Source organism: Delftia deserti (assembly GCF_042653485.1).
In the GTDB taxonomy this organism is placed as follows: domain Bacteria; phylum Pseudomonadota; class Gammaproteobacteria; order Burkholderiales; family Burkholderiaceae_C; genus Comamonas; species Comamonas acidovorans.
The window spans coordinates 967267-980519 of the sequence record NZ_JBHSIH010000001.1; the positions used below are offsets into that span (position 1 = coordinate 967267).

The 13253-nt window shown below is 67.3% G+C and carries 10 protein-coding genes and 1 pseudogene; 1 reads left to right on the top strand and 10 read right to left on the bottom strand.

Annotation, left to right across the window (positions count from 1 at the left end):
• Positions 1-22: 22 nt before the first annotated feature.
• Positions 23-973, bottom strand: a complete 951-nt coding sequence (locus ACFPFG_RS04595; protein ID WP_013802957.1) for a transglutaminase-like domain-containing protein — start codon at positions 971-973, stop codon at positions 23-25.
• 354 nt (positions 974-1327) lie between these two features.
• Between ACFPFG_RS04595 and ACFPFG_RS04600 the strand changes: the two are divergent.
• Positions 1328-1691 (top strand): annotated as a pseudogene (locus ACFPFG_RS04600) (tripartite tricarboxylate transporter permease); the annotation flags it as partial.
• Positions 1692-1803: 112 nt separating this feature from the next.
• Here ACFPFG_RS04600 and ACFPFG_RS04605 read toward each other — a convergent pair.
• From ACFPFG_RS04605 to ACFPFG_RS04645, 9 genes are all read right to left on the bottom strand, one after another.
• Positions 1804-3867, bottom strand: coding sequence for a 3-hydroxyacyl-CoA dehydrogenase NAD-binding domain-containing protein (locus ACFPFG_RS04605; protein ID WP_380110231.1), 2064 nt, complete (start codon positions 3865-3867; stop codon positions 1804-1806).
• A gap of 59 nt (positions 3868-3926) precedes the next feature.
• Positions 3927-5090: a thiolase gene (locus ACFPFG_RS04610; RefSeq protein ID WP_380105290.1), complete on the bottom strand. Its 1164-nt coding sequence runs from the start codon at positions 5088-5090 to the stop codon at positions 3927-3929.
• A complete protein-coding gene (locus ACFPFG_RS04615) occupies positions 5087-5485 on the bottom strand; it encodes a Zn-ribbon domain-containing OB-fold protein (RefSeq protein ID WP_380105292.1) in 399 nt (132 codons plus the stop codon). The genes ACFPFG_RS04610 and ACFPFG_RS04615 overlap by 4 nt, the downstream gene beginning before the upstream one ends.
• Positions 5486-5490: 5 nt before the next feature.
• A complete protein-coding gene (locus ACFPFG_RS04620) occupies positions 5491-6498 on the bottom strand; it encodes a tripartite tricarboxylate transporter substrate binding protein (RefSeq protein ID WP_380105294.1) in 1008 nt (335 codons plus the stop codon).
• A gap of 137 nt (positions 6499-6635) precedes the next feature.
• Positions 6636-7559, bottom strand: a complete 924-nt coding sequence (locus ACFPFG_RS04625; protein ID WP_380105296.1) for a LysR family transcriptional regulator — start codon at positions 7557-7559, stop codon at positions 6636-6638.
• Between the two features lie 90 nt (positions 7560-7649).
• Positions 7650-8693: a transporter gene (locus ACFPFG_RS04630; RefSeq protein WP_380105298.1), complete on the bottom strand. Its 1044-nt coding sequence runs from the start codon at positions 8691-8693 to the stop codon at positions 7650-7652.
• A gap of 145 nt (positions 8694-8838) precedes the next feature.
• Positions 8839-9456: a hypothetical protein gene (locus ACFPFG_RS04635; protein WP_374618105.1), complete on the bottom strand. Its 618-nt coding sequence runs from the start codon at positions 9454-9456 to the stop codon at positions 8839-8841.
• A gap of 122 nt (positions 9457-9578) precedes the next feature.
• A complete protein-coding gene (gene pdeM / locus ACFPFG_RS04640) occupies positions 9579-10310 on the bottom strand; it encodes a ligase-associated DNA damage response endonuclease PdeM (protein WP_380105300.1) in 732 nt (243 codons plus the stop codon).
• A gap of 16 nt (positions 10311-10326) precedes the next feature.
• Positions 10327-13245 carry a ligase-associated DNA damage response DEXH box helicase gene (locus ACFPFG_RS04645; protein WP_380105302.1) on the bottom strand — a complete coding sequence of 973 codons (2919 nt, stop codon included), beginning with the start codon at positions 13243-13245 and terminating at the stop codon, positions 10327-10329.
• Positions 13246-13253: the final 8 nt, after the last annotated feature.

A 13253-nucleotide genomic window follows, 5' to 3' on the forward strand; every position in this document is an offset into this window, starting at 1 on the left:
CGCCTTTCACAGCGCAGGCAACTCAGGCAGGCAGCTGCCTGAAGCTCCTTCGGTCCGCCGTGCTGCCAAACGATGCGCAGCCCGACAGCACGGCGGGCGAAGGCGCGGTGGTCGACAGCGCCTCGCTGCACAGACGGGGCAGCTGGCTGTGCTCGTCTTCCAGGGCCTGTGTCTGGATCATGGGGGCCATGGCCACCACGTTGCCGAAGATGGTGGCAAAGGCCACGTCGGCCGCGTCACGGCCCGTGCCAAAGCGCATGAAGCCCATGGGGATGGCCGTGCCCGATGCATCGAACAGATACCACCTGTCGCCCAGGTAGGCTTCCACGTAGGCATGGAAATCGGGCGGGCCCAGCGCAGGGTCGGCACCGTAGTCCGTGCCGGTGGCGATGCGGGCGGGAATGTTCAGCGCACGGCACAGGGCGATCATCAGGTGCGTGAAATCGCGGCACACGCCCACCTGCTCCACCAGGGTATCGACGGCCGAGGTGGACGAGTTGCTGGTGGCCGAAGCGAAGGTCACCAGCTCCTGCACCCACTGCTGTATGGCCAGCACGCGCGAATAGCCGGGCGCCAGTTGGCCGAAATTGCGGAAGGCCAGCTGCATCAGCCGGTCGGACTGGCAATAGCGGCTGGGGTAGATGTACGGCAGGACCTCCAGCGGGATGCAGCGCACCGGAACCTCGCCCAGCGCCGCCGGATCCTCGCGGTGGTGCGCGATGCAGACGGTGGCCGTGTAGGTCAGGTGCAGGGGGCCTGGGTTGGCATGCAGGCGCATGAAGCGGGTGGAGGTGGCGGGCTCGGTGGCAATGTCGGGCTCCACGGGCTGGCTGAGCACCAGACGCTCGTTCTCCACCGTCTGGTGCGAGGTGTGGGCCGCATGGATGTTGAACACGAAATCGGCCCCGGCCGGATCGCGGATGTCATAAGCAAGATCCACCTGGATCTGCAGCCTGATCGCTGCGTTGGCCATTGTTTGTCCCTGGTTGGTGTGTCTGATCGCCACCATGGTGCGGGCAGCCACGCCCGCAGGCCGTAGGCACCTGCTGAAAAGCCTGTAGTGCTTGGAGCAGGATAGCGCGTGCGCCCGGCAGGCGCCTGGCCCGCCCTGCAAGCTCCACGGACAGGCCGGTCGCCAGCCCGCCGGGATGCAAAGGCCGGCGTCATGACGGCCAGCGTGGCCGCCGCCGCCAGGCGGGGAGCCGCGCCATGGACACCGCAATCCACCTTTCCCCGCCCATTTCCCATGCCACGGCCCCAATCCAGCCAACCATAGCGGCCACCGAGTCCCGCCCCGCCACCGAAGCCCAGGCCCCCGGCCTGTCCCGCCGCCATCGTGCGCGTGCCGTTTTCCATCGTCGCGCCCATGATCCTCGTAACCTGCCGTCGGCGCCTTCAACGTGCACGGCAACGCCACCGACATCTGGCTCATGCTGGTCTTCGGCGTGGTCGGCTATGTCTTCAAGAAGCTGGACTATCCGCTGGCGCCCATGGTCCTGGCCATCGTGCTGGGCGACCGCATGGAAGACGCCTTCCACCTGAGCATGCTGTCCAGCCAGGGCGCGCCGGGCATCTTCTGGCACAACGGCCTGTCGAGCACCATCACCACGCTGGCCCTGCTGATGCTGGCGTGGCCGCTGCTGGGCAAGTTGCGGGCGATGGCGTTCGGGAGCCGGGCCGTGGCGGCTTGAGGGGAGCCGACTACAGCGTGTCCTCTCCGTTTGAGGCCACGCATTGAGCAATGCCGGCACTGGGCGGTGGCCAGCCGGCTATTGCGCGACATTTCAGCCTCTGACGGAGGAATCAGGATGCCTGCTGCTCTATCCAGTGCGCTGGCGCCCAATGCTCGCCGTGCCGGGCATGCAGGGCGCGCAGTTTCTCCAGCACCAAGGCCCAGCCCATCGACCGGGCGTGAAACATGGGACCTCCGCGCCATGCCGGAAAGCCATAGCCATTGACGTACACCACATCCACATCCGAGGCGCGTTGCGCCACCCCTTCCTCCACGATGCGTGCGCCCTCGTTGACCAGGGCCAGGATGCAGCGCTCGACGATTTCTTCCTCTTCGATCTGGCGGCGAATGATGCCGGCCTCTTGCGCGCAATGCGCCACCACGGCCTCTACGGCAGGGTCGGAAAGCGGCACACGGCTGCCAGGCTCGTAGCGGTAGTAGCCTGCCCCCGTCTTCTGGCCAAAACGGCCCAGTTCGCAGAGACGGTCCGCCACCTTGGAATAGCGCAGATGCGCGGGCCTGGTGGGTGCCAGGCGCCTGCGTGCAGCCCAGTTGATGTCCATGCCGGCCAGGTCCGCCATGGCCAGGGGGCCCATTGCGAACCCGAAGTTGCGCAGTGCCATATCCACCTGTGCGGGTGTCGCTCCCTCCTCCAGCAGAAAACCTGCCTCCCGCCAATAACCCGTGAGCATCCGGTTTCCGACAAAACCTTCGCAGACGCCAACCTGCACCGGCGTTTTGCCCATCGAAATTGCCAGCTTCAGGCAACGGGCAACCACCTCCTGCGAAGTCCGAGCACCCCGCACGATCTCCAGCAGCTTCATGACATTGGCCGGACTGAAAAAGTGCAGACCTATGACGTCCTGCGCACGGCCCGTCGCTGCGGCGATTTCGTTGATGTCCAGCCGGGAGGTATTGCTGGCCAGGATGGCTCCCGGCTTGCAGATGGCGTCGAGTTGCCCGAAGACCGCACGCTTGACGGCCATGTCCTCGAAAACCGCCTCGATCACGAGATCCACGTCGGCAAATGCGCGCATGTCCAGCGTTGGCCGTATGCGGAGCATGCGCTCCTGAACCTCCTGCGGGGAGAACGCCCCCTTGGCTGCGGATATATCGTAGTTGCGGCGCACCAATGCCAGCCCGCGATCCAGCGCCTTCTGTTCGCGCTCGCACAGCACCACGTCGTAGCCTGCGTTGGCCAGGGCCATCGCGATGCCGCCACCCATGGTGCCTGCGCCCAGGATGCCCACACTGCGCAAGGCCAGAACGGTGGGCACCGATCCGGGCAGCTTCGCCGCCTCTTTCTCGGCAAAGAACAGGTGGCGCAGCGCCTTGGAAGGCTCTCCCGCCACCAGCTCTTCGAACAGCGCACGCTCCCTGTCCAGCCCGGCCTCGAATTCCAGGCAGGTCGCTGCCTGGACACAAGCGATGGCCGCGCGCTGCGCCAGTGCGTTGCGCGCCCTTGCAGGAACGGCCTGTTGCAGCGCATTGAAATCCAGACCTTCGGTCGCGGCCGGCGAACGGTTCGCCAGGACCGGCAACACCTCACGCCCTGCCATGGACAGCGCAAAGCGGATGGCGGCCTGCACAGGGTCACCATCGAACACTTCGTCAACCAGGCCCCACGTCAACGCCTGCGATGCCTCCACGGGTTTCCCCGATACAACGAATTCCAGAGCGGCCGGCGCGCCAATCAGGCGCGGCAGCCGCTGCGTGCCGCCACCGCCGGGGACCAGACCCAGATTCACTTCCGGCAACCCCAGTCTGGCCGAGCGACAAGCGATGCGATAGTGGCAGGCCAGGGCCAGTTCCAAGCCACCGCCCAGAGCGACCCCGTGGATGCAGGCCACCACCGGCTTGGCCAGGCGCTCGGTGCTCTGGTTAACCTCGCGCAACAGGGGCGTGGCGGTGGCGGCTGGTGTATTGAACTGGCGGATGTCGGCACCGGCACAAAACAGCTTTCCGGCGCCCAGCAACACGATCGCCTTGACGCCAGCCCTGTATCCGGCATGCGCCAGCCCCCGGGCAATACCAAGCCTGACGCTGTCGCCCAGTCCATTGACAGGAGGGCTATCCAGCAGGATCAGCGCAATGCCGTCGCGTTCCTCGTAGCCCACGGTTGCAGTCAACTGCATGGATTGCTTTGCAAGAGAATTCAAGCCTGCCTCCTTTTTCGCGAATGAACGGACTTGCACTACAGCGACGAGGAAAGAATGGCCGTAGCCTGGCTGGAAAGCACGCCGCCGTTGCCATGGACCAGTGCCACCTCGGCGCCGTGCACCTGGCGTGCCCCGGACTCTCCGCGCAACTGGGCCACGGCCTCGATGATCAGGAAGATGCTGTACATGCCCGGGTGGATGCAGGACAGGCCACCACCGTTGGTGTTCATCGGAAAATCACCGCCCGGCGCTATGCGGCCGCCTTCAATGAAGGCACCGCCCTCGCCCTTGCGGCAAAAGCCCAGGTCCTCCAGGAACAGGATGGGGTTGATGGTGAAGGCGTCATACAACTGGACCACGTCGATGTCCGCCGGACCCAGCCCCGCCTGCGCAAAGGCCTTGCGCCCTGAATCCACGGCAGGCGTAACGGTCAGGTCCTGCATGCAGGAGATCTGGCGGTGCCAGTGCGCAAATCCACTGCCCAGCACGTAGATGGGCCTGGCATGCAGCGATTGCGCGCGCCGCGAGGACGTGACGACAATGGCACCCGCACCATCCGTGACCAGGCAGCAGTCCAGCGCCGTGAAAGGGTCGGAAATCATCCTGGCGTTGATCACGTCCTCCACGGCGAGGGGCTTGCGAGAGAACGCATCCGGATTCAACTGGGCCCATTGGCGCGCGGCCACCGCCACCTGCGCCAATTGTTCGCGCGTGGTCCCGTATTCGTACATGTGGCGGGCAGCCGCCAGCGCATAGCTGGAGACGGGATTGAAGGCCTTGTAGGGATGTTCGTAGGACTGGGGATCGAGCTCGGCGCGCATCTGGTTGATGCGTGAACTGCTGGGCGCACTGCGGGGGGTGGCGCCATAGCAGATGAGCAGGTTCTCGCACTCCCCGGCATCAATGGCCATCTGGGCGATCTTCAGGTCGGCGATGAAGGCCGATCCGCCAAACATGGTGCTGTCCGAAAACCGGGGGCGTATGCCAAGGTACTCGGCCATGCGCATCACCCACCAGGGCGATGTCAGGCTGCAAGTCATGATTCCATCGATGTCGCCCTTGCGCAGGCCGCTGCGCTCTATCGCCATGCAGGCGGCCTGAGCAGTGATTTCCTGCTCGCTGGCACCAGCGGCATGGCCCAGGCCAGCCAGCCCCGTGCCCAAAACAGCCAGGGACCCTCTTGTGCTCGCGCCACTCATGACGACTCCGCAGAGGGAACAAAGACCAGCAAGGGCATGCCATCGACCGAGTCGATTCTTGCCTGAACGCACATGCCGATATGGACCCGCTCCACGGCCGTGCCCACCACACGGCTCATCAGCCGGGGCCCCTCCTGCAGGTCTACCAGCACCACCGTGTAGTCGCCGTCTCCACGGCGCACGATGGTGACGGAGTACACGCACCCCTTTCCCGATGGAGCCAGCCATTGCAGGTTCTGCGAACCGCATGCGGGACACAGCACGCGGGGATAGAAGTGGAACCTGGCGCAATCCCTGCAATGCGGAATCTCGAACCGCCCCTGCGCCAGGGCTTCGAAGTAGCGCTGGTCGCAAGCCTTTGCCGCAGCGGCCTGCGGCGTATCGGTATCAGCCATGCCCATCACTCCTGTGCGCTCACGCCCGTGTCAACCACGACGCGCTTCCATTTGGCCACTTCCGCAGCAACGAAGGCACGCGTGCGGGCCAGGTCCATCACGCCCATCGGCTCGCTGTATTGCTGGCGCAGGCGCTCTGTCATTTCCGGAGAATTCATGATCCGGTTGGCTTCGCGATTGAGCAAGGCCAGCACCGGGCCCGGCGTACCTGCGGGTGCATACAGCCCCAGCCAGGTGTACACATCGAAATCCTTGAAACCGGCTTCCCGCAGCGTGGGCAGTTCAGGGAACAGCCGGCTGCGTTCGGCGGACATGTTGGCAATGGGCCGCAGGCGTGCGGATGTGATGAAGGCCGACACGCTCATGGAGTCCTGCACGGCCATCGGAATCTGGCCCGCCACCGCGTCGTTCGTTGCCGGCGCCGCCCCTTTGTAGGGCACGTGGGTGAACCGATAGCCCGTCAGCTTACGCAGCCACTCGCCGCCCAAATGCGTGGAACCGGCGGCCCCCGCCGTGCCGAAGGGAATACTGTCCTGGGTCTTGGCCCAGTCGAGAAACTCGGCGAGATTCTTCGCAGGCACACCCGGATGGACCACGATGAGGTTGGGCGCCTTGGCCAGCACGGCCACGGGCTCCAGGCTTTTGAGCGGGTCGTAGGCCACCTTCTTCATCGCTGGCGCGATCACGTAGCCGGTTGCACCGACCAGCAGGGTGTGGCCGTCAGGCGGCTGCTTGGCGACATATTCCGTGCCCACCTGCCCTGCCACGCCAGCCCGGTTTTCGATGATGAAAGCCTGTCCAAGGCTTTGCGAAAGCTCTTTGGCAAGGGCACGGCTGACGATGTCCGTCATGCCCCCCGGAGGGAAAGCCACCACCATGGTCACCGGCCTGGAGGGATAGACGCCGGCAGGGACCTGGGCATGGGCGGTGGCCGGCGACGACACTGCCATCCACAGCCCCAGCATCGCCGCGCACACCGGCAAACGGGTCAATCCCGGCACGACAATCGCCATATTCTGTCTCCTTGCCTTCGAGTGGGTCCGAATACGCTCTCACCGTTTGTGATGCAGCATGCAGGCAGTGTAGGAACCGCCTTGCGGCAGCTCCATCAGAAAGATTCGAAGGCTCGGTTCAAGGATTTGGAAAGGGGTCAGGCCTGTACGGAACCGGCCCGTGTCGCCACCACCACTGGATCGTCCAGCAGGAAGCCTACGAACTCCGTGATGAATCCCGGGAACCGCGCATCCTGCCTCACAACGAGACTGAGCTCGCGCAGCGCCCAGGACTCGTCCAAAGGGATGGACACGAGCCGGTCCGATAAGGGGTGGCGCTCCAGCACACTGGTCGGGACCAGGGCGATGCCCACGCCGGCGGCCACCAGCGAGATCACGGCCTCGAAACCATGTGCATGGGTACGTGCACGAACGGCCTTGCCGATCCTCTGGCCTGTGTCCCGCAGGAACAGGAAATTGCTGCTGCGCCGCGCCATGCAGACGAAATCGAAGTCCAGCGCCGCCCCCAGCCGGATGGATGCCTGTGATGACAGGATGTGGTCCCGGGGCGTGACAATGACGAGTCGATCCACGGCATAGGGATGAACTGCCAGCCCCTGTACATCGGTGCCACCCGCGAAAATGCCCACATCGGCCTCGCGTGCCAACACCAGGCCGGGAATATCCTCGCTCTGGCGCTCCTGCACTTCGGCATCTATGCCTGGATAGGCCGCGAGGAAACGGCCCAGCATAGGCGTGACAAAACCGTTGAGCGAACTGCTGTTGGCCATAAGGCGGACATGGCCCTTCACACCGCTGATGAACCGGCTGACGTCACCCTGCATGCGTGCTATTCCTTCGAACAGCTCGCGTACATGGGCCAGCACGCTTTCACCCGCAGGCGTCAGCTCCATGCCGCGTGAAGTGCGCTCGAACAACAGCGTGCCCAAAGCCTGCTCCAGATTTTTCAGTCTGTAGCTGGCCGCAGAAGGCGTGAGGAACACGGCGGACGCCCCGGCCGTCAGGCTGCGCGCCTGGGCGATTTCCTGGAAAAGGCGGAGATCCGAGAGTTCGTAGCGCATGGCAATCGACCATACCACCCGGGATGCAGCGCATCCCTTGGGGTAAATCGGTGCACGGCAGCACGCCGGCGCCGCAATACAGGCGAGACGCTAATCCCTGTACCGCTTCTTGCGAAACGCCAGCCAGGCGGCGATGACGGTGAAGGCGATCACGATGGACACCACGATCCAGAAGCCGTGCTCGTGCTCTGCCAGCGGTATGCCGCCCACGTTCATGCCGAACAGGCCGGCCAGGATGTTGATGGGCAGGGCCAGCACGGTGACCACGGTCAGCACGAAGAGGCTGTTGCTGTTGTCCTCGTTCACGGCGGCGGCCACTTCTTCCTGCAGCAGCTTGATGCGGTCCTGCAGGGTCTGCATGTCGCGCAGCATGAGCGAGAACTCCTCGCTGGCGGCGGCCAGGCCGCGGCGGTCGTCCTCGCCCATCCAGGCGGGAGGCTGCTGCAGCAGGCGGAACAGCGCGGCCGGCTCGGGCGCCAGCAGGCGCTGCAGGCGCACCAGCAGCCGTCGCAGCCGCCCCAGGTGGGCGCGCGGATGGTGGTAGCGCTGCGCGATGATGGCCTCTTCGATGTCGTCCACGCGCGCCGTGGTCTCGCGCACCACCTTGACCAGCACGTCGGCCTGGGTGCGCATCAGGTGCTCCAGCAGCTCGGCCGTGCTGGCGGGGCTGTCGCCCTGGCGCACGCCGGCACGCAGCGCATCGACCGAGCGCAGCGGCTGGGTTCGCGCGGTGACGACCAGGCGCTCGTCCAGGCAGATCCACAGCGTGGCGATGTCGGCCGATTCGAAGTTGAACTCGAAGTTCACATCGTTGAGCACGGCGACCAGGGAGTCATCGGAGCGCTCGATGCGCGTGGAGGCCAGGCCCTCGCGCAGCGTGGCGTAGAAGACTTCGGGCAGCGCGGCGTGGCGCTGCAGCCAGCGCAGGGACTGGGTATTGGCCAGGTTGAAGTGCAGCCACAGGAAGTCGCGCCGGCCGGGCTCGGTGAGCGGACGCTCCGCGCCCAGCCACTGCGCGGCCGACTGCGCCGTCATGGCCTCCACACGCCGCTGCGTGTCGCAGAAAAACCGCCATCCGCAGATCAGGCCTGCGTCTTCATTGGCCTGGGCCAGGGGGGAGGCTGCGTCAGTCATGGATGGGTCAGGCACCTGCGGGGAGTGGCCTGCGCGGGCCGGACAAGTGCGGGATTCTTGGCCGCCTCCATGACAGAGGTGTGACAACTGTCACGGAGTCGTCATCCGAAGTGCCCGCCCCCCAGTCCGGGGGGCGGGGCGGGCCTCAGCACATCACGACGTTCTCCAGCGTGAACGAGAACGGTGTGGACCCGGCGCCCGCACCGCCGCCTCGCATCACGATGTCGGCGCGCGAGACGCCCAGCAGGGAGATCTCGGTGTTGATGTCGCCCAGGATGGCCGAGTTCATGACCTGGCCCTGTTCGATCTGCGAGACAACCCCGATCCAGATGGAGGGCTTGAATTCGAAGACGGCCTTTTGCTGGGGGGCAATCGCGGTCTTGACGGCCAGCAGCCGGCCGTCCTTGTAACAGCTGGCATTGATGGCGCCCCGGGGCAGCGCGTTGAGCACCTGCACTTCGTTGGAGCTTGCGCCATAGCCTGCGGGCGCCAGGCGATCGCCGCAGCTGCTCAGGGACAGCTGGAACTGCTGGCCGAACTGCGCCTCCAGCTGGGGCGTGTGGTTGCCATAGCTGTCGCTGGCACCGACCTGCAGGCCCAGCGGGAAGGTGAACGGATGGTTGTCCCCCTGGCCGCAGTACTTGATGACCCGCCAGGCCACGGCCAGCTCCTCGAAATCGCTGGCCACGTTCTTCTGGAAGATGACGATCTGCGAGTTGTTCGCGTCGTTCGACTGATTGACGAAGTTGAGTTGAACGCCCATGCATCTCTCCTGATGGATCAAAAAAGCGCTGCGGCGCTTTCTGCTGCCCCGCCGTGCGTGCGCAAGCGCACTGTAGGGAACAACGATCCTTCAGAAAATTACGCCTGATTACAGCCCGCCCCTCAGCCGGGAACGGCCCAGACCCGCCCTCCGCCCACGGCAAAGCACTGGCGGCCCGGCCCGGGCGGCAGGCTGGCCATGCCGGTGAACAGGCCGAAGGCCGGCAGCAGGGTGAAGCCCGGGTGCACGGCAAAGCACGGCAGGCGCAGGGCATCGCGCCCCGGGCCGCGCAGCACGACGGCGGGGTGGACATGGCCGGCCAGCACATGGCAGGGCGCGGCCTGCAGTGCTTGCGGGGCCTGCAGTGCTTGCGGGGGATGATGACAGGCGGCGAACGGGCCCAGGCGCCAGGGTTCATCGACCACGGCCATGCCCAGCGCAGGCGGCGGGTCGCCCGCATGGCTGTCATGGTTGCCGCGCACCAGGACCAGTTCCACGGCCGGATGGCGGCTGCGCCAGCCGGCCAGCGCCGCCAGCACCGAGGGGTTGCGCGCCTCGGCCGCGTGCAGGAAGTCCCCCAACACCACGAGTCGATGCACGGGCAGGCCCAGGAGAAGGGCCGACAGTCGGTCCAGGTTGCCCTGGGTAGTGCCTGCCGGCACGGGAATGCCGCGCGCGCGGAAGGTGGCGGCCTTGCCCAGGTGCAGGTCGGCAATGAACAGCGTGCCCTGGGCGGGCCACCACAGGGCGTGCTGGGCCAGCAAGTGGACGGGCTCGCCCGCCAGGAGGATGCCCAGGCTGCCGGCCAGGGCGTCGGGGGAAAAAGGACTTGGCAACGGTGCGTGGCCTTTCATCAGCGGTGCAATGGTTCTACAGCAGCGGCAAGGGCCGCGAGGGCTTGCGCACGCGGCGCGGGCGGCGGCTGGCGGCATCGGCCTCGGGTCCATCGGTGGCCTGCAGCGAGAAATCCAGCGTGCGGCGCACGGCGGCCGTATCCTCGTCCACGGCGGGGGGCTGGTCTGCCTTGGGCTTTTTCCGTGGACGCAGCGGTGGATCGGGCGGGACAAGGTCCTGCGTGCGCGGCTCGCTGGCTGCACCGCCGGCGTCTGCCGCCTCGTGCAGCTGGGCCAGCATGCGCGCGATGCGGTCGGCCAGGTGCTCGTTGGTGAGCTTTTCGCGAAAGCGCTCCACCATCAGCGGAAAGGCAAACGGGCTGGGACGGCGCAGCGCGCTCACCGCCAAGGTCTGCGCCTGCATGCGGCGCAGCGCGGCCAGCAGCTGGGCCACGTCCAGTTCCTGGCTCAGGACTTCCTCGTCGGCCTGGCGCAGCAGCAGGTTGCTGTCGTCGTACTTGCGAAAGACCTCGAAGAACAGCTGGGCCGAGGCCTGCAGCTGGCGCGCACTGCGGCGCTCGCCCGGGTGGCTCTGGAAGATCAGGCCCGAGACGCGGGCGATCTCGCGGAAGCGCCGCCGCGCCATCTCGGTGGCATTGAGGCTGGCCAGCACCTCGTGCAGCAGGGCGTGGCGGGCATGGCTGGCGTGATGGGCGTCCTCGCCGGTCAGATGGGCGTCGTCGGCGGCCTGGTCCCAGTGGCGGTCGGCATTGGCGGTATTGCGCATGGCGCCCGCCTCCGTGGCAGAGACACGTCCGGGCGCCGCCACGGCCTGCGCCGGCTCGGCGCGCAGCAGCTCGGGCAGCATGGCGGCCCAGTCGCGCTCGGTAGCGCTCAGCAGCTCCAGCCCGTAGTCGTTGACGGCGATGGAGAAGGTGCCCGTCTCGCCCTGCGCGGCGCGCCAGGCCAGCAGGCTGGCCAGCCCCGTATGGGCATGGCGGCCCGCAAAGGGGTAGAGGAACAGATGCCAGCCTTCGCGCGTGCGCAGGGTTTCGGCCAGCAACGTGCCGGGCGTGGGCAGGGCCGACCAGCGCTGCTGCACCTCCAGCAAGGGGCGCACGCAGCGCAGCTCGGGCGAGTGGTAGTCGCCCGCCGACGCCAGCGCCAATTGCTGCACCACGAAGTCGGCCAGCACGGTGGACAGCGGCATGCGCGCGCCCGCCCAGCGCGGCACGGTGGGCCGCGTTCTGGCGGCGCGGCGCACGTAGGCGGTCATGTCCTCGATGCGCACCAGCTCCAGCACCTGGCCCGCGAAGACAAAGGCATCGCCGGGCGACAGGCGCGACAGAAAGCTCTCTTCCATGCGGCCCAGCCGCGCGCCGTGCAGGATCTGCACGCTCATGCTGGCGTCGCTGACGATGGTCCCGATGTTGGCGCGGTGCCTGCGCGCCAGCCGCGCGTCGGGCATGCGCCAGAGGCCCTCTCCGTCGGGCCGCACGCGCTGGTAGTCGGGATAGGCGGCCAGCGAGGGGCCGCCCCGGTGCACGAAGTCCAGGCACCACTGCCAGACCGCAGGCGCCAGCCCGGCGTAGGCGACGGTGCGGCGCACTTCGGCATACAGCTCATCGGGCACGAAGCCGCCGCCCAGGGCCACGGTGGCCAGGTGCTGCACCAGCACGTCCACGGGCTGGCGGGGGCTGGCGCGCATTTCCACCTGCTGCGCGCGCACGGCGGCGCGGGCGGCGGCGGCCTCCACCAGCTCCAGGCTGTGCGTGGGCACCAGGGTGATGCGCGAGGGCCGGCCCGGCGCATGACCCGAGCGGCCCGCGCGCTGCAGCAGCCGCGCAATGCCCTTGGCCGAGCCGATTTGCAGCACGCGCTCCACGGGCAGGAAGTCCACGCCCAGGTCCAGGCTGCTGGTGCAGACCACGGCCTTGAGCGTGCCGGCCTTGAGCCCGGCCTCCACCCATTCGCGCACAGCCCGGTCCAGAGAGCCATGGTGTATGGCCAGCAGGCCGGCCCAGTCGGGCCGGGCCTCCAGCAGCGCCTTGTACCAGAGCTCCGCCTGCGAGCGCACATTCACAAAGACCAAGGTGGAGCCTGCCGTGGCCTCCAGCTCGCGCACCACGGCCGGCAGCATGGCCAGGCCCAGGTGGCCGGCCCAGGAAAAGCGCTCGGGCCGGTCGGGCAGCAAGGTGTCCACCACCAGGCGCTTGTCCACCTGGCCCTGGACCAGCACGCCGGGCCGCGGCTGGCCATGGTCGTCCAGGCCCAGCAGGGTCTGCATGGCTTCGTCCAGATTGCCCAGCGTGGCCGACATGCCCCAGACGCTCAGTTGCGGGCTCCAGCCGCGCAGCCGCGCCAGGGCCAGCTGCAGTTGCACGCCGCGCTTGTTGCCCAGCAGCTCGTGCCATTCATCGGCCACCACCAGGCGCACGGAGCCCAGCAGCTCGCGCGCATCGGCCCGCGCCAGCAGCAGGGACAGGCTCTCGGGCGTGGTGACCAGCACGGTGGGCAGCTGGCGCGACTGCGCGCTGCGCTCGGCGCTTCCCGTATCGCCCGTGCGTGCGCCCACGGTCCAGCGCGCCAGCGCGGGATGGCCCTGGGCCAGCGCCTGCAAGGGCGTCTGCAGCGCCTTGAGCGTGTCGGCCGCCAGGGCGCGCATGGGCGTGATCCAGAGCACGGTCAGCGGCGTGGCGGCGGGTTTTCTCCTGCTGGATGGGGTCTGGGCAGGGTCCTGGACAGGGGCCTGGGCAGGCGCCTTGGAGGCCTGCGCAAAGGCCTGCAGCGCGCCCAGCCAGACCGCATAGGTCTTGCCTGCGCCCGTGGTGGCATGCAGCAGGCCGCTGTGGCCCTGGGCCAGTGCCTTCCACACGGCGCGCTGGAAGGAAAAGGGCTTCCAGCCCCGTGCGGCAAGCCAGGCGGTGGCGAGGGGGTGGGCGGAACGGGTGGCCATGGCGCGGT